26 protein-coding genes, 1 tRNA gene and 1 other RNA gene are annotated in these 25,875 nt (G+C 61.2%); 9 read left to right on the top strand and 19 right to left on the bottom strand.

From position 1 onward, the window contains the following. The first annotated feature begins 26 nt into the window (after positions 1-26). The gene (gene nfi / locus IPK09_08720; protein ID MBK7983698.1) at positions 27-677 is read left to right on the top strand and encodes a deoxyribonuclease V; all 651 of its coding nucleotides are present in this window, start codon (positions 27-29) and stop codon (positions 675-677) included. On the opposite strand, the gene IPK09_08715 is transcribed toward nfi, so the two are convergent. After that, entirely contained in the window at positions 674-1,738 is a 1,065-nt protein-coding gene (locus IPK09_08715) for a hypothetical protein (GenBank protein MBK7983697.1), read from the bottom strand. The genes nfi and IPK09_08715 overlap by 4 nt on opposite strands. Before the next feature lie 219 nt (positions 1,739-1,957). Next, positions 1,958-3,532, bottom strand: a complete 1,575-nt coding sequence (locus IPK09_08710; protein ID MBK7983696.1) for a glucan biosynthesis protein D — start codon at positions 3,530-3,532, stop codon at positions 1,958-1,960. Positions 3,533-3,691: 159 nt separating this feature from the next. Here IPK09_08710 and IPK09_08705 point away from each other — a divergent pair, with 159 nt between their 5' ends. Beyond that, a complete protein-coding gene (locus tag IPK09_08705) occupies positions 3,692-7,126 on the top strand; it encodes a mechanosensitive ion channel (GenBank protein MBK7983695.1) in 3,435 nt (1,144 codons plus the stop codon). 181 nt (positions 7,127-7,307) lie between these two features. Continuing rightward, the gene (locus IPK09_08700) at positions 7,308-8,474 is read left to right on the top strand and encodes a hypothetical protein (GenBank protein MBK7983694.1); all 1,167 of its coding nucleotides are present in this window, start codon (positions 7,308-7,310) and stop codon (positions 8,472-8,474) included. A gap of 84 nt (positions 8,475-8,558) precedes the next feature. Here IPK09_08700 and IPK09_08695 read toward each other — a convergent pair whose 3' ends face one another. The 8 genes from IPK09_08695 to IPK09_08660 all read right to left on the bottom strand — a co-directional run bounded on the left by IPK09_08695 (position 8,559) and on the right by IPK09_08660 (position 15,543). Further along, on the bottom strand, positions 8,559-9,065 hold the full coding sequence (locus tag IPK09_08695; protein MBK7983693.1) for a TIGR00645 family protein: 507 nt from the start codon (positions 9,063-9,065) through the stop codon (positions 8,559-8,561). 144 nt (positions 9,066-9,209) lie between these two features. Next, positions 9,210-10,010 (bottom strand): ABC transporter permease, encoded by an 801-nt coding sequence (locus IPK09_08690; GenBank protein ID MBK7983692.1) that lies wholly within the window; start codon positions 10,008-10,010, stop codon positions 9,210-9,212. Then, a complete protein-coding gene (locus tag IPK09_08685; protein MBK7983691.1) occupies positions 10,007-10,759 on the bottom strand; it encodes an ABC transporter ATP-binding protein in 753 nt (250 codons plus the stop codon). Before IPK09_08685 ends, IPK09_08690 begins: the two co-directional genes overlap by 4 nt. Continuing rightward, positions 10,752-11,108 carry a Rieske (2Fe-2S) protein gene (locus IPK09_08680; GenBank protein ID MBK7983690.1) on the bottom strand — a complete coding sequence of 119 codons (357 nt, stop codon included), beginning with the start codon at positions 11,106-11,108 and terminating at the stop codon, positions 10,752-10,754. Before IPK09_08680 ends, IPK09_08685 begins: the two co-directional genes overlap by 8 nt. A gap of 8 nt (positions 11,109-11,116) precedes the next feature. Continuing rightward, positions 11,117-12,334: a UbiH/UbiF/VisC/COQ6 family ubiquinone biosynthesis hydroxylase gene (locus IPK09_08675; protein ID MBK7983689.1), complete on the bottom strand. Its 1,218-nt coding sequence runs from the start codon at positions 12,332-12,334 to the stop codon at positions 11,117-11,119. Positions 12,335-12,371: 37 nt separating this feature from the next. After that, positions 12,372-13,604 (bottom strand): 2-octaprenyl-6-methoxyphenyl hydroxylase, encoded by a 1,233-nt coding sequence (gene ubiH, locus IPK09_08670; protein MBK7983688.1) that lies wholly within the window; start codon positions 13,602-13,604, stop codon positions 12,372-12,374. Then, positions 13,601-14,965, bottom strand: coding sequence for a Xaa-Pro aminopeptidase (gene pepP, locus IPK09_08665; GenBank protein MBK7983687.1), 1,365 nt, complete (start codon positions 14,963-14,965; stop codon positions 13,601-13,603). The genes ubiH and pepP overlap by 4 nt, the downstream gene beginning before the upstream one ends. A gap of 17 nt (positions 14,966-14,982) precedes the next feature. Then, on the bottom strand, positions 14,983-15,543 hold the full coding sequence (locus tag IPK09_08660; GenBank protein ID MBK7983686.1) for a UPF0149 family protein: 561 nt from the start codon (positions 15,541-15,543) through the stop codon (positions 14,983-14,985). 122 nt (positions 15,544-15,665) lie between these two features. Between IPK09_08660 and IPK09_08655 the strand changes: the two genes are divergently transcribed. The 5 genes from IPK09_08655 to IPK09_08635 all read left to right on the top strand — a co-directional run bounded on the left by IPK09_08655 (position 15,666) and on the right by IPK09_08635 (position 17,658). Continuing rightward, positions 15,666-15,944 (top strand): TIGR02449 family protein, encoded by a 279-nt coding sequence (locus IPK09_08655; protein ID MBK7983685.1) that lies wholly within the window; start codon positions 15,666-15,668, stop codon positions 15,942-15,944. Next, complete coding sequence (locus IPK09_08650; protein ID MBK7983684.1) at positions 15,941-16,258, top strand: cell division protein ZapA; 318 nt, start codon at positions 15,941-15,943, stop codon at positions 16,256-16,258. The genes IPK09_08655 and IPK09_08650 overlap by 4 nt, the downstream gene beginning before the upstream one ends. 32 nt (positions 16,259-16,290) lie before the next feature. After that, a non-coding RNA gene (gene ssrS, locus IPK09_08645) (6S RNA) lies at positions 16,291-16,478 on the top strand. Between the two features lie 96 nt (positions 16,479-16,574). Further along, positions 16,575-17,177, top strand: a complete 603-nt coding sequence (locus IPK09_08640; GenBank protein MBK7983683.1) for a 5-formyltetrahydrofolate cyclo-ligase — start codon at positions 16,575-16,577, stop codon at positions 17,175-17,177. Positions 17,178-17,181: 4 nt separating this feature from the next. Continuing rightward, a complete protein-coding gene (locus IPK09_08635; protein MBK7983682.1) occupies positions 17,182-17,658 on the top strand; it encodes an EVE domain-containing protein in 477 nt (158 codons plus the stop codon). Positions 17,659-17,673: 15 nt separating this feature from the next. Here the strand turns inward: IPK09_08635 and alkB are convergent, their stop codons facing one another. The 3 genes from alkB to ilvA form a co-directional block, all read right to left on the bottom strand. Next, the gene (alkB, locus tag IPK09_08630; protein MBK7983681.1) at positions 17,674-18,327 is read right to left on the bottom strand and encodes a DNA oxidative demethylase AlkB; all 654 of its coding nucleotides are present in this window, start codon (positions 18,325-18,327) and stop codon (positions 17,674-17,676) included. Between the two features lie 7 nt (positions 18,328-18,334). After that, on the bottom strand, positions 18,335-19,426 hold the full coding sequence (ada, locus tag IPK09_08625) for a bifunctional DNA-binding transcriptional regulator/O6-methylguanine-DNA methyltransferase Ada (GenBank protein MBK7983680.1): 1,092 nt from the start codon (positions 19,424-19,426) through the stop codon (positions 18,335-18,337). 100 nt (positions 19,427-19,526) lie between these two features. Next, positions 19,527-21,047, bottom strand: a complete 1,521-nt coding sequence (gene ilvA, locus IPK09_08620) for a threonine ammonia-lyase, biosynthetic (GenBank protein ID MBK7983679.1) — start codon at positions 21,045-21,047, stop codon at positions 19,527-19,529. 32 nt (positions 21,048-21,079) lie between these two features. Between ilvA and rpiA the strand changes: the two genes are divergently transcribed. Next, positions 21,080-21,739, top strand: coding sequence for a ribose-5-phosphate isomerase RpiA (rpiA, locus tag IPK09_08615; GenBank protein ID MBK7983678.1), 660 nt, complete (start codon positions 21,080-21,082; stop codon positions 21,737-21,739). An 80-nt stretch (positions 21,740-21,819) separates the two neighbouring features. On the opposite strand, the gene IPK09_08610 is transcribed toward rpiA, so the two are convergent. From IPK09_08610 to IPK09_08585, 6 genes are all read right to left on the bottom strand, one after another. Further along, positions 21,820-22,935 (bottom strand): porin, encoded by a 1,116-nt coding sequence (locus IPK09_08610; protein MBK7983677.1) that lies wholly within the window; start codon positions 22,933-22,935, stop codon positions 21,820-21,822. A gap of 256 nt (positions 22,936-23,191) precedes the next feature. Further along, positions 23,192-24,259 (bottom strand): porin, encoded by a 1,068-nt coding sequence (locus IPK09_08605; protein ID MBK7983676.1) that lies wholly within the window; start codon positions 24,257-24,259, stop codon positions 23,192-23,194. Between the two features lie 215 nt (positions 24,260-24,474). Beyond that, positions 24,475-24,548: transfer RNA gene (locus IPK09_08600), tRNA-Gln, on the bottom strand. A gap of 16 nt (positions 24,549-24,564) precedes the next feature. Next, a complete protein-coding gene (gene rpsI, locus IPK09_08595) occupies positions 24,565-24,957 on the bottom strand; it encodes a 30S ribosomal protein S9 (protein MBK7983675.1) in 393 nt (130 codons plus the stop codon). Between the two features lie 31 nt (positions 24,958-24,988). Then, the gene (rplM, locus tag IPK09_08590; protein ID MBK7983674.1) at positions 24,989-25,423 is read right to left on the bottom strand and encodes a 50S ribosomal protein L13; all 435 of its coding nucleotides are present in this window, start codon (positions 25,421-25,423) and stop codon (positions 24,989-24,991) included. Between the two features lie 116 nt (positions 25,424-25,539). After that, positions 25,540-25,848: a (2Fe-2S) ferredoxin domain-containing protein gene (locus IPK09_08585; GenBank protein ID MBK7983673.1), complete on the bottom strand. Its 309-nt coding sequence runs from the start codon at positions 25,846-25,848 to the stop codon at positions 25,540-25,542. Positions 25,849-25,875 lie beyond the last annotated feature (27 nt).

The following is a 25,875-nucleotide window of genomic DNA, read 5'->3' as shown; positions in this document are numbered from 1 at the left end:
CCGCCGCGTTCGCAATCTTGCAAGCGCTGTTCTCCCAGCCGTGGAATCTCAGCCCTGCCGAGGCGGCGGCGTTGCAGCGGGAATTGCGGCCGCGCGTGGAGTTGGGTGACCGGCTGGGGCCGGTGCGGCGGGTGGCCGGGGTGGATGTCGGCTTCGAGGCGGGCGGGACCGTGACCCGCGCGGCGGTGGCGGTGTTGCGCTATCCCGAACTGGCTGTGCTGGAGAGCGCCATCGCGCGGCGGCCGACCGAATTTCCCTACATCCCCGGCCTGCTGTCGTTTCGCGAGCTGCCGGCGGTCTTGGACGCGCTGGCGCAAGTGCGCGAGCCGCCGGATTTGTTGTTGTGCGACGGGCAGGGCATCGCCCATCCGCGCCGGCTGGGCATCGCCAGCCACCTCGGCCTGTTGGTGGATCTGCCCAGCATCGGCGTAGCCAAAACCCGGCTGTGTGGAACCTTTCAAGAGCCGCCGGACCAGCGCGGGGCCTGGACGCCGTTGCGCGCCGGCGAAGAGATCATCGGCGCGGTGTTGCGGACCCGGCCCGGCGTCAAGCCGTTGTATGTTTCATCCGGCCATCGCATCAGTTTGGAAACGGCGCTCGGCTACGTCATGGCGTGCTGTACCCGCTATCGGTTGCCGGAAACCACCCGCCGCGCGCATCGGCTGGCCTCGGGTTAAATAGTGGTGAGCCGGGGCTGGCCGCCGCTGTAAAGCATCCGGTTGGCTTCCTCGAAAAAGTCCCGCTCCGGCAGCAGTTCGTTGCTGGGAAAACGGATGAGCAAGGTGGTGATCCGGCGTTTTTTACCCAACAAAATATCGTCGAAGGTCAGGGTGTTGGCATTATCGAACGCGCCTTTTTCCACCCTGATGTTCATATGGTCCAGGGTGATCGACACCCGATCCAGCCGCAGGTATTTTTCAGGTTCGCGCAAGGTTGCCGCCACTTTGGCCAGATGGTCGTCGAGCGTCGCCGAATCGGCGCGCAGCCGCCCCAGCTCGGTTTCGATGTCGCGCAGCCGCCGGTCGATGGCGGCGGGCGTGCTCGGGGTGGCCGCTTGCGGGTCCAACAACGGTTGCAGCGCGATGTTGAGCCCCTTCAACAATTTGGTTTTTTGCTGGAGCAGCAGCCGCTGTTGCTGTTCGAGCTGTTGCTTTTGAACCCGGGTTGAGGTCAGCCGCTTGAGGGCGGTCTCGATCAAATAATCGAAGGAGCGCCGCTTGATTTCGCGCCGGGTCTTGGTTTCGCTGCCGGCCGGAAAAGCGACGTGGTGGTTGTGGAAATTAACGGTGATTTGCGCCACGTCGCGCCGGATCATATTGCCTTCCAGCGCCACGCCCAACGCGGTTTTCTCGGTGCGCTCCGCGCGCAACAAGGCGTATAAATCCACCGGCAAGCCACGGCTGACGCGCTTGCGATATTGCTGCAATTCCTGGCCGAAGCTCAGGATTTCCTGCAAGTGCTGGGAGGAGGCGAACAGGGCGCGCAAGCGGGGATCGCTGGTGAAGCGGCGGCTGGCGATTTCGATGGGCGGCGGCAGGGCCTCCGCCAATTCGATGACGTATTCGATGGCGTGTTCGACCGGTTCCCAGAGTTTCTTTCGATAGTGGCTCGCCATTCGCAAGCGGGGGTCGGTGCCCTCCACCACGCGCTCGATGGCGGCCCGAATCAAAGGAGGGTCGAACTTGCCCGATTGCCCGGACGCATCCGAAAACAGCGATTGCAGCAAGCGAAATACCATGATCTTGACTCGTTACGTTTCCGCCGATTTCGATGCAGCGCGGAGAAAGGTCGCCCGAACAGCGTCTTCTCAGACGGTCCGGTGTTTTTTTCTCCTACGATTATGGTCGGGATCAAGCGCAACGCAATGCGCCTTCGCCCTCAATTTTCAGCGTCGGCTGGGATCGAGGGCGAAGGGCGTCAAGACCGAATGCAAGGCCGGGGCCGTCAGGCCGGTTCTTCAGCAGCGCGGGGGCGGCGGCGACCATTGATAGAGCCAGGTTTCGCTCAGCGCCTCCGTGGCGTCACGCAGGAAACACCGTAAATCCACCGGTTCGCTACCGCTGACATTCAAGTCGAAATGGCAGCGCCAAATGCCTGAATCCAGGAGTGGAAGGGCTATTGCGTCCCTGATTTCGCCGCGCGAGGCGGCGACCACGGCATCCACCTTGGCGGTCTTGGGGAGTTGGGCCAACGAGCCGCCCTGAAAATCGAGGACGAATTTACGCAGCGGCACGGTGAGTTTTTGGCCGGGGACGCCGCCGCCGCCGGTGCGGGTGGCGATCACTTCAGCGACGGTCGGCCGGACCGGAGGTTGCGCCCCCCAGTGCAAGCGGTAGCTGAACGCCATTTCCTGACCCGGTTGCGCCGGTTGCGCCGGATTCCAGAAGGCCACGATGTTGTCGAGCGTTTCGTCGGCGGTCGGCAGCTCGATCAGTTGGATCATGCCACGCCCCCAGTCGCCGAGCGGCTCCACCCACAGCGAGGGCCGTTTGTCATAGAACGCGCCGACATCCTGGTAATGGCTGAAATCCCGGTCGCGCTGCAACAAGCCAAAGCCGCGCGGGTTTTCCTCCACGAACGAATTGACGCGGATATAGTGCGGGTTGAGGATCGGTCGCCAGATCCATTCGCCGGTGCCGCTCCACAGCGCCAGCCCGTCGGAATCGTGGATTTCGGGGCGGTAGTCATCGGCGATCCGCCGGTCGTTCTCGCCGCACTGGAACATTGAGGTCATCGGCGCGATGCCCAGCCGCTCGATGGGACGGCGCGGGAACAGATGGGTTTCGACCTCCATCACCGTGCTGTCGCCCGGCGTCACCGCGAAACTGTAAGCGCCGGTGATGCTCGGGCTGTCGAGCAGGGTGTGAATGGTCAAGGCCGTTGCGTCCGCCGCCGGACGTTCCAGCCAGAAGGCGCGGAAGGCGGGAAATTCCTCCGGCCGCTCCATGCCGGTGTCGATCGCCAGACCGCGGGCCGACAAGCCGTACTGCTTGCTGGCGCCGACCGCGCGAAAATAGCTGGCGCCGAGGAAGGAAAACATATCGCGGTCCCAGTCGGCGCGGCTGTTGACCCGAAAGCCGGCGAAACCGAGATCGCCGATCTGCTCCGGGATTTTGTCCTTGACCCGGGGGCCGTACTTATACATCTCCGGCGAGAAGTGAATCGGTCGCGCCGTGCCGCCGGCGACTTCGTATAGGCTGACCGGGTAATGAAAATAAAGGCCCAAATGAAAGAATCGCGCCTGAAACGGGAGTTCGCCGCCGACCCATAGCGAATGATCGTTGCGAAAATTGTTGAGGGCTTGATAATCGTCCCAGGTCATGGCGGCGAGCCAAGGCGGACGGGCGTCGGCGGGCTCCCGATACGGTTCGCTCGCCAGCCGTCGGGCGGTGTCTCGCAGCCAGTCCTTACTGAAGGGCTGGGCTTCGGGTTGCGGGTTCTCGGTGCTGGATGTCGCGCCAAGCACGGAAGCCGGTAGCGTCCCCAAGGCGGCCAATTGGATTAATCCTACTAGAAAGTCGCGTCTTATCATGATGTTATTAAAACCAGTCGTTTTTTATGAGTGCGGAGATTATAACGCCCATCGGTCGGAAGGGGGCCGCCCGCTGGCTTGGATTGACAGCGAAGCAACGAACGTGAAGGCTCCAGGGCTTATTTATTGTAGCGCGCCGGCTGGCCCGGCCTGGCGGTCATGACGAGAATCTGGCTGGGCGGTCTGGCGCTGTCGCTTTTGCTGCTGGCGGCGAGCCCGCCCGGCGTGGCCGCGGGTGCGGCCACCGTCGCGGGAGACGCTCGCGACCCTGGAGCGACGGCGGGCGCGGGCGCGGGAAGTACGGCGGTGGCGAGCGGCCCGACAGCTGATCTGATTCAGGCCAAGCTGGCCGTTCTGGCCGCCAGTTCCGACCTGTCCGACGAGGAACGCAAACAGGCTAAAGAACTTTATCAACAGGCGTTGAGCCAAGTGCAGGCCGCCAAGCGCTATATCGAGGCCGCCGCCGCCGCGCGACAGCTCCAGCAATCCGCCCCGGCCGCCATCGCCAAGCTGCAACAGCAGCCTCGAAACCAACCGCCCGCTCCACCGTCGCCGGATCTGGCTCCGAACGAATTGGCGCAACGGCTGACGGCGGCGCAGACCGAAGCCGGTGAGGCCCGCAAGCGGTTGGCCGACTTGGACGAGCAATTGACGGTCCAGCAGGGCCGCCTCAAGGCAATCCCGGTCGAAGTCGCCAATTTCCAGCAGCAAATGGCGGATTCGGACAACCAGGTAAAGCTGGCCGCGGCCAGCGCCACGCCGCCCGCTCTGGCTGAAGCTCGGCTGGTTTTTGTCAACGCCCAGCGCCACGCCTTGAGCGAGCAACTCGCCGCGCTGGAGCAGGAACGCTTGAGCCATGACGTCCGCTTGACCCTGCTGAACGCCCGACGCGCCGTGGCCGTGGCCGATGTGGAGCGGACTCAACTTCAGGTCCAGCAACTCCAGGAAGCACTCAACGAACGCCGCCGCGATGAAGCGGACGCCGTCGTCCAGCAGACCGCGCAAACCCGCCAAGACGTAGCGACCAAACCCGCTGTGCTGCAAAGCGCCGCCGCCGCCAACGCCGCGCTCAGCCGCCGGCTGGCGGATCTCGTGGCGGAGAGCGATGGCGTCAACCGCGAGCAGACGCAAGTCAACGAGCGCCTGTCGCAACTGAGCGGGCGGATGGTCAGCAGCCGACAACAGCTCGACATCGCGGGCTCCAGCGACGCCATCGGGCCGATCCTGCTTGAGGAACGGCGCACGCTGCCGGATGTCAGGCACTATCAGTACGATGCCAGCGAACGCCAGCAGCGCATCATCGAGGCGCGTTTGGCGCAGTATCGCAGCAATGAGGAATTGCGTCAGGGACGCGACATCGAGGCCGCGCTCAAAAGCGGTGCCGTCGGATTCGAACCGGATTGGACCGAGCCGCAACGTCAGGCGGTCGTGGCGGAATTGCGGCCTTTGCTGGTCCAACGCCAGGACCTGTTGGAGAAGCTCGGCGGCAGTTACGCCGATCTGATCGCCGGGTTGGTGGCGCTGGATGACGCCCAACGCAAGCTGGTCGATCAGGCCGGCGTATACGGCGCGCTGCTGGACCGGCATCTGTTGTGGGTGCGCAGCAGCCCGACGCTCGGCATCGAATGGCTGAGCGCTCTGGCGCAGGCGTTGGAGTGGCTGACCGGTCCGACCCGCTGGCGGGAAGTCGGGCAAAATCTCTGGCGCGGGGTGCAAAACAACGTCTTGCCGGCGCTGGTCGGCGCGGTGCTGCTGGCGGGCCTGCTGTACCAGCGCCGCGCTCTGGTGTGGCGCTTGGCTGAGGGCGTCGACGCCATCGGCGATGTCCGCCGCGACAGCTTCGGCCGCACGGCCCGCGCCTTGGGGGTTACGCTGTTGCTGTCGCTGCCTTGGCCCGGACTGATGGCGTGGCTGGCGTGGCTGCTGTACGGGTCCGGCAACGCCGCCGAATTCTCCCAAGGACTGGCGCGGGGACTGATGGCCGGCGCGCTGATCGCGCTCAGCATCACCTTTTTACGCCAGCTGTGCCGTCCCCAGGGCATCGCCAGCGCCCATTTCGGCTGGAGCGAAGCGGGCTGCCAGCACGCCCGCCGCCATCTTTACTGGTTTGTCTGGGTCGGAGCGAGCAGCGCGCTGATCGTCAAATTGTGCGACGCGCAAACCCTGCCTCTGTACAGCGACAGTCTGGGGCGGCTGGTGTTCTGCGCCGGGATGTCGGCCTTGGCGGCGTTGTTGTGGCGGGTGTTGCATCCCACGCAGCCGCTGATCGGCGCGTTGGCGGCCAAATATGAGGGGACGCTGTTTTGGCGGCTGCGTTATGTATGGTTCTGGCTCATCGTCGGCAGCTATCTGTTGCTGGCGCTGCTGGCATTGTCTGGCTATTACTACACCGCGTTGCAATTGCGCGCGCTGATGTTGCAGACGGCCTGGTTGTTGTTGGGTCTGGTGATTCTGGTCAGCCTGTTCCTGCGTTGGTCGAACATCAGCCAGCGCCGCTTGGCCTTGCAGCGGGCGCTCGCCAAGCGAGAAGCGCAACTGGCGGCCCGCGCCTCCAAGGAAGCGGTGGCCCCTTCCGGCGAGGTGGCGCCTCCCGAACTGCTGGAGCTGCCGGACCTCGATCTCAGCACCGTCGACGAACACACTCGCGGCCTGATCAATCTGCTGGTCTGGGTGGCGTTGGGGTTCGGCCTGTGGCATATCTGGGCGAGTCTGATTCCGGCGTTTTCCGTGCTGAACGAAATCGCGCTGTGGCAGCAGACGGTCCAGACCGCCGCCGGGCCTCAGCTTTCCGACATCACGCTGGGCAGCGTGCTGGCCGCCGGCCTGTTGCTGCTGCTGGTCGGTTTCATGGCCCACAACCTGCCCGGCGTGCTGGAGCTGGTGGTGTTGCGGCGATTGACGGTGGAGCCGGGCAACCGCAACGCCATCATCACCATCACCCGCTATCTGATCGTCGGAACGGGTCTGGCGGTGGCGCTGAACATCATCGGCGTCAGTTGGAGCAGCGTGCAATGGTTGGTGGCGGCGCTCGGCGTGGGCCTGGGCTTCGGCCTGCAAGAGATTTTCGCTAATTTCGTTTCCGGCTTGATCCTGCTGCTGGAGCGGCCGATCCGGGTCGGTGACAACGTGACGCTCGGCGAGCAGAACGGCACCGTCCGGCGTATCCACATTCGCGCCACCACCTTGATCGACTGGGACCGTAAGGAAATCATCGTCCCCAACAAGAGCTTCATCACCAACGTGCTGATCAATTGGACCCGGAACGGCTCCATCGCCCGCATCGATATTCCGGTAAAAATCAGCCACAGCAGCGATCCGCTGTTGGTGCATGACGTGTTGCTAGCGCTGGTGACGGCCCATCCCTTGGTGCTGAAAGAACCTGCCCCGGCGGTATTGTTGTTGAAGTTGGGTGAAAACGCCCTGGAATTTGAGGTTCGGGTGTTCGTGCAAGAGCCGGTCAACCGCCTGCCGCTGACCCACGAACTCAACAACCGGATTTTCGAAGCGTTGCGCGCCCATCAAATCGAGATTCCATTCCCGAAACGAGAGATCCATGTCCAGGGCTGGCCGGTTGCTCGGACGGATTCGCCTTGATAATTCTTGTGAAAAGCATGGTAATCATTGATACAAATTCCTCACCGGGCGAAATTGCCCGGAAATGAACTGGCGGAATACTTCCAGCGACGGATCGGCCGCATCGCGTTCGGTAACGGCGACAATTCTCCGGCCGATTCCAGAGCGACGAAAAGGACGGCCACAGGCTGGAGGTATTCCCATGATTACTGCCATACGCATCGAATTGCTGCCCGGTCATAGCACGGGCGATGCCGTGTTCCTCGCGGGGTCGGCGCCCGCCCACCAGGGTACGGTCGATACCGATCTCAGGCCGGGCATCTACAAACTGACCGCCCATAAAACCGTAAAAAAATGGACCATCCACGGAGCTGACGGCGGGGGGCTGCGTTTCTACGTCGTGCTCGACGGCGCCGACCCGTGGGCGATTGACTACGCTCCCGGTTTGCGGCTGGAGGTCATCAGCAAAGGGCAACTGCTCAATCCAAACGAGGACTTGCTCGACGGTATCGGCCCCGACGCCTACCGCAACGATCCCGCGTATGTCGACCGGGTCAGCGCCGGCCACTACGATGTCGCCACCGGCAAGTTCACGGTCGATCACGAGTCCGGCGTTACCGTCGAGTTGGACTATGCCGCCATTCTCAGATCCGTCCAGCAGCCGAGCGCGGGCGGCGCCACCATCTACGTTTATTACCGAAATCTGCAAAACTACAAAATCTACCCGCGCTTGTTCGACAAGAACACCGCGCCCAACATCGTCAGCATGGTGCTGGAAACCGAACAAGCCCGGCCGGGCGCGGAAGGGTTTGCCCGGCTCGGACGCTTTTTGCTGGAGCTGGTGAAGGTGCGGACCAGCGCCTCGGCGGCGGGCCACGTGGCGGGTCAGGTGCCTGCTCGGGCGGCGCCGGCCCAGGCGGCGGAGGTGGCGTGGAAAGCGGTGCCGAAGGCTTCGGCCAGTTTGGTGCGGAAGATGATACCGGGCATGACCGGCGGGAATTTGCCCTCGGCCAATTTGCGATTTGCTTCGGGCGATCTGTTGAAAGCGGGCGTGCAGAACCAAGGCGGAAAGATCGTTTATCGGGTCGATGAGATGATCGCCTTGGGCGCGGATGCGGTCACGGTCAAGGCGGCCCATCGCAGTATGATCGTCGCGGCCGCTCAAGAGGCGAGGCGGCTGGGTCAGAAAACGTTCAGCATGTTCGGTAGTCAGGCCAACCACAACGCTCGCCGACACTTCGACAAACTGGCGCGAGAAATTGGCGTGCCCAATTCCGGCAAGCAGCTCCCTGGGAGCCTGCCGATCGGCTATCAGAACTACGAAGTCACGCTTAAGGTCGACAGGGTGCTGTCTACAAATGTACCGTGATAGGTCGCAACCTTGGCTGTCGGCCGCCGATAGCCGACGTCCGGCAATGGGGGTTGCTCCGGCGCGTGCCGAGCGGATTCAAACCTAATGTTGGCGATGTTGGCTGAACGCGATCTTGTCGATCAACGCCATCAACAGCGCCGAAAGCACAAAAGCGATATGGACCACCATCAGCCAAAAAAGCTCTTGGGTATCGCCGGTCTTGAAGTTCATGAACGCTTTGAGCAAGTGAATCGAGGAAATGGCCACGATTGACACCGCCAGTTTGATTTTGAGGGTCGCGGCATCCATCCGGCCCAGCCAGGCCGGCTTTTGCTGCCCTTCGCCTAAGTCCATGGTCGACACAAAGGTTTCGTAACTGCTCAGAACCACCATCATCAGCAGGTTGGCGATCAGCGCCAGGTCGATCAGCGCCAGGCCGGCCATGACGACTTCGGTTGCCGTCATGACCAGCACCCGGTCGAACAGGTGAATGGTTTCCTGCGTCGCCTTAACGCCGAATAAGATCAGGATGGCCGCCAGCGCCAGATAGATCGGCACCAGCAGCCAGCGGCTGGCGAAAATCAGTTGTTCGAGGATTCGCTGGATCATGGTCTTAACTCTCGGCAAGGAGCGGTACGCTGCGCTGTTGGGATCGGCCAGCGAACCGGCGCATGAAAATAGCAAGGTTTCGCCAGCTCTCAAGCGCGATTGGAACAGGAAACCAAGCCGATGAGGGGCTGAAATAATGGATGGTCATTCCCCCGACTGCAACAGGGAACCGCGCTCCCGCGCCCCGTGAATGGCGCCCAGAAACACGCTGACGCCGAGCGCGAGATAACCGGCGTTCAACAACAGAGCGTACAGCAGATAATCCGCTCGAAAGGTCTGATGCAGCAGCACCGAGCGCATTCCTTCGAATACGTGGCTGGCCGGCAGCGCCCAGGACAGCGGTTGCAGCCAGCCGGGCAGGGTGCTGATCGGGTAATAGATGCCGCACAGCGGCGCGATGGCGAAGATCGCCGCCCAGGCGATGCTTTCCGCGCCCATGCCATTACGCAACACTAACGCCGATACCATCAGGCCGATGGCCCAACCCATCAGGATCAGATTCAAGAAGAAGCTGGCTAGCGATGGTCCAAGTTGGAACAGATTGAAGCCGTAAAACGGCATGGCCAGCAGCACCGCGATGCCAACGCCGATCAGGGTGCGCGCCAGACTGACCAGCATCAGGGACAAAATCAATTCCAGCGGTTGCAGCGGGCTGATGAACAGTTGGCCTAGGTTACGGGAGTGCAGTTCCTCAAAGAACACCACCGACAGGCCCAATTGGCTGCGAAACAGCACATCCCACAGCAGCACGCCCGACAGCAGCAGGCCGGTGGCCTGATGGATCACGTCGCTGTGGCCGGCCAGATAGCGGGTGATGAAACCCCACAGGATCATTTGCACGGTCGGCCAATAGGCCAGCTCGACGATGCGAATCCAGGAACTGCGCAGCAGATAGAGATAGCGCAGCGCCAGCGCGCCGATGCGCTGCGGGGAAATCGGGTTCATGCCATTACTTCGCCACTTTGAATGCCACGCGCGATGTCGAGAAACACTTCTTCCATGTCCTTGCGGCCGTAGCGCTGGATCAACTCGCGCGGCGCGCCGGTGGCGACGATATGACCGGCGCGCAACATGATGACTTGGTCGCAGAGCCGTTCGACTTCACTCATGTTGTGCGACGCCAGCAGCAAAGTCGCACCGCTGCGGTCCCGATAGTCGGTCAGAATCGAGCGCATCCGGTCGGCGGTGTCGGGGTCGAGCGAAGCGGTCGGTTCGTCCAACAACAGGATTTCCGGCTCGTTCAGCAGCGCCTTGGCCAGTACGACGCGGGTTTTTTGACCGGCGGACAACGTGCCGTAAGGACGCTTGAAAAAAGCGTCGATGTCCAGCTCTCGGCCCAGCGTCGCCAGACGCGCGCGGCTGTGGCGCACGCCGTACAAGCGCGCGTAAACGGTCAGGTTTTCCCACACGGTCAGCCGCTGCGGCAAGTCCATGTACGGCGAAGAAAAGTTCATGCGCGGCAACACCCGGTAACGCTGGCGCGGGATGTCTTCGCCGAGAATCCGAATCTGGCCGCCGCTCGGCAGCAACAATCCCAACAGCATGGCGATAGTGGTGGTTTTGCCGGCGCCGTTGCCGCCCAGCAGCGCGCAGGTGGCGCCGCGCGCGACCGAGAAACGGATGCCGTCCACGGCCCGCACCGTCCCGTAGTGCTTGCGCAAATCCTCCACCTGGATGACCGGCGCTTCAGTCACGCGCCCGCTCCAGGGGTTCGAGCGCGATCAGCCAACCGTCTTTTTCGGCCACGGCGATGCGCTGCAAGGATTGTCGGGCGCAAGGGCCGGAAACGCAGTACCCGTCTTCGATCCGAAACAGCGCGCCGTGAATGCCGCACTGAATCAGGGTGTTGGTGTAATCGAGAAATTGATCGGGTTCCCATTCCATCGGCGCGCCGGTATGCGGGCAGCGGTTGCGATAGGCGAAAATCCCCGCGCCAGTGCGCACCACCAGCAGGTCGGCGTAGCGGGCGTCAGGCCGGACGGTGATGCCTTTGCTTTGGCCTTCGGGCAATTGGTCCAGGCGACAAAGGGGATAGTCGGACATGGAATCGCTTATAGAACGGCGCGCGCCAGGCGCGGCAGATCGCCTTCCAAGCCCATCGCCCGCCGGGCGATCAAGTTCTTGAGCGGTCCGGCGGCATCGGTCAGCGTGAGGCCGAGGTTGCGCAGCAGGGGAAGCGGCGGCAGAGACGCGCCGAACAACCGCTTGAAACCGTCCATTACCCCCAACATCAACAAGTTGTCGCCCTTTCGCCAGCGTTCGTAACGCCGCAAGACCTTGAGCGATCCGATATCCTGCTCGACAGCGACACCATCCAGAACGACCTCGGCGAGCGTTGCCGCATCCAGCAGTCCCAGATTGACGCCCTGTCCCGCCAGCGGATGCACCACATGCGCGGCGTCACCGATCAAGGCGAGTCCGGGTTTGACGTACTGATGCGTGTGCTGCAAGCGCAGCGGAAACGCGCCGCGCTGGCCGATCTGGACGATGGAGCCGAGCCGCCATTCGAAGGCCTCCCCCAGCGCCTGCCCGAACTCGTATTCATCCAGCGCCAGCAGAAAATCGGCTTGGTCGGGGGTGGTGGACCAAACGATGGAGCAGCGGCCGTCGTGCAAGGGCAGAAAGGCCAGCGGCCCGGTCGGCAGGAAGCGCTGCCAGGCGGTTTCCTGATGCGGTTCGGCGGTACGGACGTTGGCGACGAGGCCTTTCTGATCGTAACTCCAGCCGCCGGTATCGATGCCGGCCCATTGCCGGACCTTGGATTGGGCGCCGTCCGCCCCGACCAACAAGCGGGCGGTCAGTTCGCGGCCGTCGCTCAACTGAGCCCGCCAACGGTTGTCGTCCATCACGTGCGCGGATTCCAATGCCGCCGGACAGAGCAGTTCGACCGCTGGCAACTGGCTGGCTCGTTCCAACAGCGTAAACTGGATCACCCGATTTTCGATGATCCAGCCCAAGAGCGGTTCGCCGATGGCGGCGCTGTCGAAATGAATCTGGCCGAAACCGGTTGAATCCCAGACCCGCATGTCGCGAAACGGGCTGACCCGCCACGCGGTCATGCCATCCCACGCGCCCACCGCCGCGAAGATGCGCTGCGAGGCGCGGCTGATGGCGGAAACCCGCAGATCGATCGCGTCGGCCGGTCGGGTGCGCTCCAACGGTACACCTTCGAGCAGCGCGATGCGCAGCTCGCTCTGGCCCAACGCGCAAGCCAGCGCCGAGCCGACCATGCCGCCGCCGGCGATAATGAGATCGTAATCTGTGTTCATACGGTTAAGACGTTATCTGACTGAATATGCCGGAAGCTCACGCCGTCAGCGGCAGACCTCGGGCCAGCTTCGGCAAGCGTCCGTCCAGGCCCATGGTCTGTCGGGCGAACCAGTGCTTGAGCGGCGGTAGGAGATCGAACGCCAGCAGGCCCAGATTGCGCGCGGCCCGCACCGGCGGCAGCGGGTTGACGAACAGTCGGGTCAGCGCGTCGGTGAAGGCGATGGTTTGCCGCTGGTCCCAACGCCGCCAATCCGCATACCGGTCCAGCACCGCCAAATCGCCGATGTCCTGACCCTTCCGCCCGGCGTCCGCGATCACCTCCGCCAGCGCCGCCACGTCGCGGATGCCGAGATTGAAACCTTGCCCGGCGATGGGGTGCAGCGTGTGCGCGGCATTGCCGATAAGCGCGACGCGGGTCCGCGCATGTTCGCGGGATTTTAGCAGAAACAGCGGATAGGCTTGCCGCCGGCCCACCCGTGTAAACGCCCCCAGCCGGTCGCCGAAGCGGTGGTGGAGCAGGGCGATGAAGCCGGCGTCGTCCAGCGCCAGCACCGCCGCCACATCAGGCTCGCGCACCGTGCAAACCACCGCGCAGCGATTGTCGGCCATCGGCAGCACCGCCACCGGTCCGTCCTCGGTAAAGCGCTCGTAGGCGACCTGTCGATGGGGCAGGGTCGGGGTGACGTTGGCGATGACCGCCTGTTGGTCGTATTCCCAGCGCAAGGCGGGGATGCCAAGCTGCTCGCGGACCGGCGAACGGGCGCCGTCGGCGGCGACCACCAATCTGGCGCTGAGCTCGACGGTTCGTTCATCACCCAACCGCACGGTGGCGCAAGCCGCCGCCGGTTCGACGTTAATCTGCTCCAGCCGGGCCGGACAGAGCAGTTCGACGCCCTTCAAAGTCGGCAGTTTCGCCAGCAGGGCCGCGCCGATCAGGCGCGCTTCGGTCACGTAGCCCAGCGCGTCCACCTTTTCCTCGCGGCAGTCGAGATGAGCGAAACCGATGCCGCCGCGTTCGGAGATGTGGATTTTTTTGATCGGCGCGGCGGTTGGCGCCAGCGTTTCCCACAAGCCGAGCGTCTGAAAAATCCGCTTGGTGCCTTGGGCGAGGGCGATGGTGCGGTCATCGTAGCTGGGGTGGGCGCTGACGGTGAGCGGCGCGGCTTCGAGCAGGCCAATCCGTAAGTCCTGACCGGCCAGCGCGCAGGCCAGGCTGGCGCCGACCATGCCGCCGCCGACAATCAATAGGTCATAATTCGGTATCGTCATCGGCTCGCCCGCATCAGTGCTTCGATGTCATCGATCTCTTTCGGCGCGGCGGTCAGCACTTCGTGGCCAGCGGCTGTGACCAGCACATCGTCCTCGATGCGAATGCCGATCCGCCACCAGCGTTCGTCCAGCTCGGTTTCGAGCGAGACGCCCAGCCGCGCCCAGTTCGCATCGATGATTTTACTGCCGGCGGCGATATAGAGGCCCGGCTCGACGGTGGTGACCATGCCCGGCTCGAACACCCGCCAGTCGTCGCCGGTCTTGTAGTCGCCGACATCGTGTACGTCCATTCCCAGCCAGTGGCCGGTGCGGTGCATGTAAAAAGGTTTGTAACTTTCCGCTTTGATGAGTTCGTCGGTTTCGCCGTGCAGCAGACCGAGCGCGATCAGCCCTTCGGCCAGGGCGCGGACGGCGGCGTCGTGCGGTTCGTTGAAGTGGCAGCCCGGCCGCACCTTGGCGATGGCGGCTTTCTGGGCGGCCAGCACCAGCTCGTAGACGGCGCGCTGTTCGCCCGAAAAACGGCCGTCGACCGGAAAACTGCGGGTGATGTCGGAGGCGTAGCCGTCCAGTTCCGCGCCCGCGTCGATCAGCACGATTTCCCCAGCGTTCAGCGGCGCGTTGTTCTCGGTATAGTGCAGGATGCAGCTGTTGGCGCCGCCGCCGACGATGGAGGGATAGGCCCAGCCGGCCCCGTTGCGCTGGAAAGTTTGGAAAATTTCGGCTTCAAGCTGATATTCCATCAAGCCTGGCCGGCAGATTTCCATGGCCCGCCGGTGCGCGGCGGTGGCGATGCGGGCCGATTCGCGCATCACCGCGATTTCTTCCGGCGCTTTGCGCAGCCGCATCGGGTGCAGCAGGTGTTCCAGCGCGATGAAGGTGGTCGGGGCCCGAACGCCGGTTCTGGCCTTGCCGCGTACCTGATTGATCCATCCCATCACCCGCCGGTCGAAGTCTGGATGGTAGCCGATGGCGTAATACACCCGTTCCCGATTTTCCAGCAGCGGCGGCAACCGTTCGTCGATGGCAGCGATGGGATGGGCGTTGTTGGCGCCGTAGCGCTCCACCGCGCCTTGCGGGCCGGCGCGGCGACCGTGCCAGGTTTCCATGAGCGGATCGCGGTCGCGGCAGAACAGCAAAAATTCCTGTTCGCCGCCGGGCACCAGCACCGCGATCGCTTCGGGTTCCGGGAAGCCGGTCAGATAGTAAAAATCGCTGTCCTGACGGAAGGGGTAATCGACATCCCGATTGCGGAGAGCTTGGTTGGCGGCGGGCACGATGGCGATCGCGCCCGGACCCATCTGCTCCATCAGGGCGCGGCGGCGGCGGGCGAAAACGGTGGCGGGTATGGTTCGGGCAAACATGCGGGTCGCTGGTGAAGTCAGTGCAGGCGGCCGTGCCGTGGCGCGGAACGGTGCAAGTCTTGTTGGACCAACAGCAAGCCGACTCGCAGGTATTCGACCACTTCCGCATAAGCGGTTTCATCGGCTTCGCTGGCGTTGTCCGTTTCAAAGCCGACCCGTGCGATGTCGGTGGCATCGCGCAGAAATTCCTGGCTTTCCGGCGATAGTTCGCCGCGCTCCGCCGCTCGGCCGAGACCGAGGCCGTACAACAACCCCTGGCACCAGGTTCCCAGCGCCTGAGTGCGCTGGTAAAGCGGCGTATCATCGTCCGGCAACAACGGCGTTACGGACCAGTCGGGATCGCCGCTCAATTGCGCGCTGCCGTACTCGAAGAGTTTGAGCAGAACGTCGCGGGCGGGTTCGGTGAGTTCGACGTCATCCTCCGCAAGTTCGCTGGCGTGCAGCAGCCATTGTTCGCGACTGAGTTCGCGGTCGGCGCACAACAGCCCGCACAGCAGCCCATGCACTTCGGCGGGGTCGAGCGGATCGAGCAACCGGATCAGACGTTCGAAGATCGGCTGGTGGTTGGTGGCGGACATGAGGGTTTCCGGGCAAGGGGAATCGAACAACGTGCGGTGCGGGCAATCCTAACACTCTGCAAGCCGCTGCCGATAGCACCGCGAAATTGACCTGATCGGAAAAGCCGCTCTATAGTATTGCCATGAAAATCGATGAACTTTACGAAACGGTAGTACCTTCCGAGGTCGATCCGCTCGATAGCGTGACCGAAACGGCCGCCAGCGGGTTGGCTATCCTGGCCGAACGGGTAGAACAATTGGCGCAGTTCTGCGAACGCTTGTTGCGGGAGAATCAAAGCTTGCGCGAGCAGCAGCACGACTTGCAGGCCAAGTGCGAGCAATTGCACGAGAAGAACGAACTATCGCGGTCCCGGATCGAGGCGATGGTCGTGCGCCTCAAGAGTTTGGAGCAAACCCCATGAGCCAGGAAACCATCGGCGTAATGATCCAACTGCTCGGCGGCGAGTATCGATTTGCTTGCACATCCGGCGAGCGGGAAGATTTGTTGGAGGCTGGCCGCTACCTCGACGAAAAGCTGCGGGAAGTACGCGATCGCAGCAGCAAGCTGCTGAGTTTGGAAGCGGTTGCGGTGATGGCCGCCATGAACATCAGTCACGAATTGTTACACCAGCGGCGTCAATCTGATGAGACGGACGCGCTGGTGAATTACCATGTGCAAGCGATAGTGCAAAAAATTGATGACGTTCTTAGTAAAGCCGTCCCGGTTGAGTTATAATCTGTCCGAGAATTTAGATTATTCGGTTCGGGCGCTCTCTGCGGTGTTCGAGTAGTGGGCCGGGTACTCCTTGATCCTAGTTGATTTTACCCGGGGAAACGGTCAGCGGTGTGGTGTGCATGTCCGCCTTGTAGCGGGAAGCCTGATACGCCGCTCTGTGTTCCCACTTGAGCCGCGCGGTTCAAGGGCAAAGGTCCGAGACGGCACAGGCGGAGAGCGCCCCCTATCCTGAAAGCATGGCGACTGCGGTCGCCTTTATCTTTTTCACTCCGACATCCTGCCTTTAGCAGTGTGCGATACGGCTGATCGGGACGACTTGCGTCAGCGATTGCGGATCGCCCGCCGGGCGTTGTCTGAAATCGAACGGCGGGACGCGGCGGCGGCGGTGGCCAGCCGGGTCGCGGTCTGGCCGTTGTTTGGCGAAGCCCAGCGGATCGCCGGGTACTGGGCCTGCAACGGTGAACTGGACCCGACGCTGTTGTTGGAAGTGGCCTGGACCGCCAACAAGACGGTCTATCTTCCCGTGGTGGTTGATACGCCGTTTCACGCGCTGCGCTTTGCTCCTTATCGGCCCGGTTTACCGTTGCGCCGCAATCGCTTCAACATTCCCGAACCTGACGTTGCGCCGTCGGAGTGGTTGGCGCCCGAGCAATTGGATTTGGTGTTAGTCCCTTTGGTGGCTTTTGATGCGACCGGTACGCGTTTTGGCATGGGTGGGGGATTCTACGACCGCAGTTTTGCTTTTTTAGGCGATTCCGGCTACCGAGGCCACCGGCCATTGCTGTTGGGGTTGGGCTATCAGTTTCAGAAATCCGCTGAGCCCTTGCGCCGCCAACCCTGGGATGTGCCCTTGAACGCGGTGGCGACTGAAGCGGCTTTGCAGGTGTTCGGCCCAACGAACGGAATGGCAAGGGGATGAACCCATGGGCTATTGGCTGTTGAAATCAGACGCCACCGCGTTCGGTTTTACCGATCTGGAGACCGCCCCGGCGCAAACGACGCCCTGGGAAGGGGTGCGCAACTACCAGGCTCGCAATTTGCTCCGCGATAGCCTGCGCCTGGGCGATCAGGCATTTTTCTATCACTCCGGCCCGCCGAACCCGGCCATCGCCGGCATCGTCGAAGTCGTGCGGGCGGGCTATCCCGATGAAACCGCCTTCGATCCTGAAAGTCCGTATTACGATCCCGCCAGTTCGCGCGAGCAGCCGCGCTGGTATCGAGTGGACGTGCGGCTCATTCGGCGTTTGCGCCGGCCCGTCACGCTGGCCGAGTTGAAACGGTATCCTGAAGCACTGGCGGATTTCGCCTTGCTGCGGCGAGGTAACCGCCTGTCGGTGTTGCCGGTCACAGCGGCGCAGTGGGGGTTCGTGCTGGATTTGGAGGATGGCGCGGAGGCTTGAGCACCGGCCGTCTCGTTAGGCCGCTTTGCGGAACGTCAGGTTGATGCGGTGTTCGCCTGTCAACGGGTGATAACCTGCTTTGAGCGGCAGGACGCCGTGATAGCGCAACCTTGCGGGTCCGCCCCACACCACCACGTCCGCGTGCGCCAGCGGCACGCGCGCGGGCGTGTCATTTCGGCGCAGCCCACCGAACAGGAATACCGCCGGCAAACCCAGCGAGACCGAGACGATGGGCGCGCTAAAGTCGCGTTCGTTCTTGTCTTGATGCAACGACAGTCGCGCGCCTGGTTGGTAACGGTTGAGGAGACAGACCTCTGGCTTAAACTCGATAAAGCCGGCGGCCGCCGCCGCGTCTTGAGCCAATTGCAAAAAGGCTTCCGGCATGGGAGGCCAAGGCCGGCCGCTTGCGGGATCGAGCGCATCGTAGCGGTAGCCGCTGTCATCCGACACCCAACCGTAACGACCGCAGTTGGTCATCGCCACCGACATGCGAAAGCCGCCCGGCGTGACCATGTGCCGAAAAGGTGCCTGAATCGCGATGTCCCGCAGCATCGCGACCAGCGCCGCGCCAGCCGAGCGGGCGAAGCCGCGCAACACGACCGCGCCGGAACACAGTTCCTCACGCCATTGCTGGCTCGCTTCCGCATCCGTAAACAGGCTCAATGTCATGGCTCTTTCAACCGTCGCGCGCATGAAAGGCTTCCTTTGCCAGCAGCGCGCGCTTGCGCTCTACCCCCCAGCGATAGCCGGCTAAGCCGCCGTCAGTGCGAACCGCGCGATGGCACGGAATAGCGACCGCCAAGCGGTTCGCCGCGCACGCTCCCGCCACCGCCCGCACCGCGGTGGGTGAACCGATTCGATGGGCGATAGCGGTGTAACTCGCTGTTTCGCCAGCCGGAATTTCACGTAAAGCCCGCCAGACTCGCCGCTGGAACGCCGTGCCGCGCACGTCGAGCGGCAAGTGCAGGCCGATGGACGGCTGTTCGACAAAGCCGACCACCTGGGCAACGCGTTGTTCAAATTCGAGATCATCGCCGATCAGTGCGGCGCGCGGGAAACGGTCTTGCAGTTCGCGGACCAATGAGTCGGGATCGTCGCCCATGAAAATGGCGCAAATGCCCCGCTCGCTTTGGGCGACAAGAATCGATCCGAGCGAACATTCGCCGACCGCAAAGCGAATTTCCGTGTTGGCGCCACCCGCCCGATAGCTGGTCGGTGTCATGCCCAGCATCTCGTTCGATGTTTCATAAAAACGGCCGTTGGCGTTGTAGCCGGCTTCAAAAACGGCTTCTGTCACCGTGCCGCCGCGGTTGAGTTGGTGACGTAGTTTTTTTGCGCGGTGCGCCGCCGCGTACTCTCTCGGCGTCAATCCCGTGATCGTCTTGAAGATTCGATGGAAGTGATAAGCGCTGAGTCCCACTCGATTTGCCAATTCTTCAAGATTCGGCGCGGTTTCGGCATTTTCGATCAGCCGGCAGGCTTCTGTCACTTTCGCCGCGTGCTGTGCGATCAAAGACGGCTGATCGGGCTTGCAGCGCTTGCAGGGTCGGAAGCCGGCGTGTTCGGCGTCCGCGACGGTTGCATGGAAGCGGACGTGCTCCGGTCGCGCCCGCCGCGCGGCGCACGAGGGTCGGCAGTAAACGCCCGTGGTCGCAACCGAGTAAAAAAACGTGCCGTCGGCCTTGGGATTACGGGCGACGAGGGCAGCCCACCGAGGATCGTCGACTGTTGCGGTGGCGCGTTGTGCGTTTTTGGCGGCGGCGTTCATCATGCATTTCTCTCAACCTTCCGATCGGGACTAGCACTCTATCGAGGGTCGCGAGCCTGCGCACTCCGAATCTTGCTTTCAAATTCGCTGCTGGGTGGGTTTAGGCTTGACCGTCCAGAAACAGCCGGTAGGCGGGGTTGTCGGTCTCATCGCGGTAAGGATAATTCAGGTCCTGAACGAACTGCTGAAACCGCGCTCGTTCCGCCGCCGGCACCTGAATGCCGACCAGCACCCGACCGTAATCCGAGCCGTGATTGCGGTAATGAAATAAGCTGATATTCCAGCCATGCGCCATGCCGGTCAGAAACTTCAGCAGCGCGCCCGGCCGTTCGGGAAACTGAAAACGATACAACAGCTCGTCGCTGATGCCGGGGGCATGACCGCCCACCATGTAACGGACATGCAGTTTGGCCATTTCATTGTCGCTCATGTCCACCACCGGATAGCCTTGGTCGCGCAAAGCGGCGATGATGCGCTGCTTTTCGTCATCGCTCTCGGCGAGCTGAATACCCGCAAAGACATGGGCGTGCCGGGCGTCGGCGTAGCGGTAATTGAATTCGGTAATGGAGCGCTTGCCGATGGTCTGACAAAACCGGCGGAAGCTGCCCGGCTGTTCGGGGATGGTGACCGCCAGCAGCGCCTCGCGCCGTTCGCCCAACTCAGCCCGCTCGGCAACGTGCCGCAAGCGGTCGAAATTGATATTGGCGCCGCAGTTGATCGCAATCAGGTTGGCGTTGCTGATGCCGGTGCGTTCCACGTACTTTTTCAAGCCGGCCGTGCCGAGCGCGCCGGCCGGTTCGGCGATGGAGCGGGTATCATCGAAAATGTCCTTGGTGGCGGCGCAAATTTCGTCCGTGGACACCAAGATGATGTCATCGACGACTTGCTGGGCCAGCCGAAAGGTTTCCGCGCCGACTTGCCGCACCGCCACGCCGTCGGCGAACAGGCCAACGTGGTCGAGCGTGACGCGCTGGCCGTGCTTGAGCGCCTCGTGCATCGAGGCGGCGTCATCCGGTTCCACACCGATGAGCTTGATGTCGGGTCGGAGGAATTTCACGTAAATGGCCACGCCCGCGATCAAGCCGCCGCCACCGACCGCAATGAAAATCGCCTCGATCGGGTCGGGGTGCTGGCGCAGGATTTCCATGCCGATGGTGCCTTGGCCGGCGATCACCTCCGGGTCGTCGTAAGGATGAATGAAAGTCAGGCCTTTGTCCGCTTCCAACTGGCGGGCGTGTTGGTAGGCTTCATCGTAGGTATCGCCAAATAGCACGATCTTACCGCCCCGGTCGCGTACCGCCTGGATCTTGATCGCCGGCGTGGTGCGGGGCATGACGATGGTTGCCCTAGCGCCGAGCCGCTGGGCGGCCAGGGCGACGCCTTGGGCGTGGTTGCCGGCCGAGGCGCAGATGATGCCCTTTTCCAGCGCTTCACGCGGCAGATGGGCGATCTTGTTATAAGCACCGCGCAGCTTGAAGGAAAACACCGGTTGTAAGTCCTCGCGTTTGAGCAACACTCGATTGTTCAAACGCCGCGACAGCCGGCTCATGGTCTCCAGTGGCGATTCGATGGCAACATCGTAGACCCTGGCGGTAAGAATTTTTTTGATATAGTCGTGCATAACGATAGTCAAGGCTGAAAGCAGAGAATTCCGTGTCCAACGACGAGATGAAAAAGCGCGCCGCCGAAGCCGCGCTGGAGTATGTGGGAGATGATACGGTTTTGGGCGTCGGCACCGGTTCGACGGTCAATTATTTTATTGCCGCGCTGGCCCGCATCAAGCACCGGCTCGACGGGGTGGTATCGAGTTCGGAGACCACGACCCAGCGCCTGAAAGCGGCCGGTATTCCCTTGTTGGATTTGAATGCCGCCGGTCCGTTGCCCTTATACGTGGACGGCGCGGACGAAGCCAACCGGCGGTTGCAACTCATCAAGGGCGGTGGTGGCGCGCTGACCCGGGAGAAGATCGTGGCGGCCGCCAGCGAACGGTTCGTCTGCATCGCCGATCAATTCAAATTGGTAGAGGTGCTCGGCGCGTTTCCCTTGCCGGTGGAAGTCATTCCGATGGCGCGCAGCCATGTGGGGCGCGAGGTGCTCAAGCGCGGCGGCCAGCCGGTCTTACGGGAGAATTTCATGACCGACAACGGCAACCTGATCCTGGATATCTACAACCTGCAAATTCTCGATCCCGTGGCATTGGAAGCGGAATTCAACAATATCGTGGGTGTCGTTACGGTCGGATTGTTCGCACGGCAGCCGGCGGATGTCCTGCTATTGGGCACCGCTGACGGTGTGCGAACGCTACGTCCTTGAGGGCGGGTAGCAGACGACAAAAAACGGGCGCTGCGTAGCAGCGCCCGTCGCCCTTACGCCCGGAGTCGGGCTTTTTTTGATTAGAAATCGACGCGAGTACCGATGGAGATGGCGTTTTGGTCGCCGAAGAACAACTCATCACCATTACGGCCGATATATTCAAGCCACACTGAAGTGCGTTTGCTGAAGTTGTACTGATAGCCGACCAAGTAATTCTCAACCTTGTCAAAACCATCAATACCGCCGTCCAACTGCCCGTAAGCAGCCCGCAAGGTATTGTTGCCAAAGCTGTAGGAGCCGGTCAGGTACCAGCTTTGCGGCTCGTCGCTTGAAACCGATAATCCGTCGAACTTCAGCTTGCGTCCCAGGCCGTTTGCATTGACGTCACCCCGCTCATAAATGAACGCCACCCCAAACGGACCAGAGTTATAACCCAAGCCCAAAGCCCATTGATCCAAATCAAAATTGGCAACGACATTTTGTCCAAAGTCGTTTTTTCCAAGATCAATATTACTATCCCCATTTATCTTGATATAGCTGAGGCCAGCGAAGAAGGGACCGTTGCTATATTTTAGCGCCACATTCCAGATATCGACGCTCTTGGAAAAAGGATCGGAATTGGTAGCAACTCCATCCATGACGAGCATGGCTTCAGCGCCAAAACCGGCAACATCGGGTGTCGCGTAGTAAAGACTGTCCACCGAGCGCACCAAGTCGCCCGGGCCACGGACGTTGCTCAATTCACCGACGGCGTCCAAGGCGAAAGCGCCGCCCAGCCATGCGCCAGGTCCAAAGGTTCTACCGCTGTTGAAAGTGTCCGCGATACCTACGATGTGATAGTAAGGTGTTTCCTGGGTACCCACTGAAATTTGGCCGAAACCGCCCTTTAAGCCGACAAATTTGGGACGGTTGCTGGTAAGGTTGCCGCCTTCAGTGATATCGACGCCAAACTCATACTGGTAGATGGCGCTCAAACCACCGCCCAACTCCTCCGAACCCAAGACGCCAAGGCGCGAGGAATTGTCAGTGACGTCCAGAAAACCATCGCTATCAAACAAATCGTTCAAACTGTTCCCGCCTTCATCGACGTAATCGACGGAAACTCGCGCCGAGCCGTACAGGATCGTATCGGCCTGACCGGTAAGAGGAACAACGAGCGCGGTTGAGACAGCCAAGGCGATTATGGACTTTTTCATGGCGGAATTTCCCGATGGTCTAAGAGTGATATCCAATTTAAAAATTCATTTCCAATCAATTGGATGTTTGATTAGAGATGAATTTCAAAAGTGATTCAGCACAAGTTATATACGAAGTTCATCAAAAACACAACTTTTTGTTTATAAAAAAACAACTAGATTTTCATTAAAACAACGGAAGAGGTTGCAAACGGCGAAAATGAAAACGGGCACCCGTAGGTACCCGTTTTTAACAACCGGTCACGCCAAGTAAAACTTAGAAATCGTGGCGGGTACCGATGGAAACAGCGTTGCCGTCGCCATAAACACTGTCGCTGGTCCGGCCGACGTATTCGACCCAAAGCCGGGTACGCTTGCTGAAGTTGTACTGATAGCCCACGGCATAGTTGTCAATTTCGTCAACACCGACGGCCTTGCTGTCAGGATCCACATGGCCGTAGGCGGCGCGGATGATATTGGGGCCGAAGGTGTACTGGCCAGTCAGGTAGTAATTCTTGGAATTATCGGGGAACAGCGTGTTGACGTCGCCATCTTCGTAAGCCAAGGTGACGGCGAACGGACCAGAATTATAGCCCAGCGCCACACCCCACTGATCGCCGTCCGGCGTCGGGGCCAGCGGGCCTAAGTCCGGACCTTCCAGCGCCAGATAAGTCGCGCCGGCAAAGAACGGACCATTCTTGTACGACAACCCGATGTTCCACATGTCAACAGTGTCGCTGAGGTTGGAGGGCAACTTGTTGTCGGCGGCGGACCGGCAGAAGGCGGCGTCTTTGGCCGGATTACAAGAGCCGTTCATAACCAGCATCGCCTGGGCGCTGAAACCGCTGAGATTGGGGGTCGTATAGACGAGGCTGTTGTCCATCCGCGTGGCGAACGTATTGCCGAGATAAATATAGTTACCGAACACCCGGCTGCTGTTGAAAATATCGCCGATGCCGATCACGTTGTAATACGGCGTCCACTGCGTGCCGACGGTGAGGGAGCCAAAGCCCCCTTTCAGACCGACCCACTTCGGGCGGTTGCTGTTTAAGTTGCCGCCTTCGGTCACATCGACGCCGAATTCGTATTGGTAGATGGCCGACAGACCGCCGCCCAGATCCTCTTCACCGCGCACGCCCAGGCGGGAAGCGTTGTTGACGATATCCAGATACCCATCGCCATCGAACAGACCTGAAACGAAGTCGCCAACATCTCTATTGGTATTTTCGTCGACGTAGTCAAGAGAGACTCGGGCCGAACCGTACAGCGTGGTGTCAGCGTAGGCGGCGGAGCCAAAACCAACCAGCGCGGTGGCTACGGCCAACGCAAGTGCGGACTTTTTCATAAACGTAAACTCCTAGGTTTGTGTTGCAAGTACACAACAAAAGGATGTTGAAAACGCGTTGATGAAATTTATACGCATTTTGCGGCACAAATGCAACTGATTTTTTCAAAAAAAACACAAAATTTAATTTTTGTTTTTAAAAAACAACATTTGTTGTTTTTTTACAATCAAGCAATAAAAAACCCATCTCACTACGGTTGAGGTGGGTTTGATGATGGTTGGGGGACTAGGATTCGAACCTAGGTTGACGGAGTCAGAGTCCGTAGTCCTGCCGCTAGACGATCCCCCAATAAGCGATTGAAAGATCAACGCTTCGAGTATTGGGTGGCGCGGCGAGCCTTGCGCAGGCCGACCTTTTTCCGTTCTACCTCGCGAGCGTCGCGGGTGACGAAGCCGGCTTTGCGCAACGGTGCCCGCAAGCTGTCATCATACTCGATCAAAGCACGGGTCAGGCCATGGCGAATCGCGCCCGCCTGACCGGTGATGCCGCCGCCCTTGACCGTGACATAAACATCAAACCGATCATTGAGGGCAGCCGCGTCCAACGCTTGATGGACGACCATCCGAGACGTTTCCCGGCCGAAATATTCGTCCAAGGGACGCTGGTTGACGGTGATGCGGCCGGCGCCGGGCCGCAGAAACACGCGGGCGGTGGCGGTTTTGCGTCGGCCGGTGCCGTAATGCTGATTCTCGATCATTCTCGATGGTTCCGTTTGCTATTCCGACAGGTTAGCCCTTCAGGTCCAGCGGCCGCGGCTGCTGGGCGGCGTGCTCGTGTTCGGAGCCCGCGTACACTTTCAGCTTGCGGAACATGGCCCGCCCGAGGGGGTTTTTGGGCAACATGCCCTTGACCGCGATTTGAATGACGCGCTCCGGGGCGGTCTTCAATAATTTTTCCAAGGAAATCGATTTGATATTTCCTACATAGCCTGTTGTTCTGTAGTAAAATTTATCGGTTTCCTTGCGGCCGGTCGCCCGTACTTTCGCGGCGTTGACCACGATGATGTAATCGCCGGTGTCGACATGGGGGGTATACTCGGGCTTGTGCTTGCCCCGCAAGCGGCGGGCGACTTCCGTCGACAGCCGGCCCAGAACCTTATCCGAGGCATCGATGACGTACCAGTCGCGCTTGACCTCGGCCGGCTTGGCGCTGAAAGTTTTCATTATGACAGGCTCCAAAAATCCGTGTCCGCGTAGGGAGTCGGGCATTCTACTCAAGAGGCGTGCGCCTTACAAGGGTGCGCTAGCGCTAAAAGCGACGTAAGGCTCTAGCGGGGAAGCTAAATTCGCAGCCGTTCCACCGGTTGGCCTTTGATGAGGTGTTGCTCCACGATCTCATCCAGATCGCTATGGTCCACATAGGTGTACCAGATCGCTTCGGGATAAATGACGATGGTCGGACCTTCGGCGCAGCGATCCATGCAACCGGCGGTGTTGATACGCACTTTATGGGGTATGGCGGACCCCAGTTCCTTGACGCGCCGCTTGACGTAATCGCGCGCTTCCTGAGCCCCGTATTGCTGGCAGCATTGCGAGCCATCAGCGCGCAAGTTGGTGCAAAAAAAGACGTGATAGCGATAATAAGACACTTGATTCTTCTCCAGGATTTGAGCTTA

This window comes from Candidatus Competibacteraceae bacterium (assembly GCA_016713505.1).
Classification (GTDB): domain Bacteria; phylum Pseudomonadota; class Gammaproteobacteria; order Competibacterales; family Competibacteraceae; genus Competibacter_A.
The sequence above is the reverse complement of the archived record's forward strand: the minus strand, read 5'-3'. Positions and strand labels throughout refer to the sequence as shown.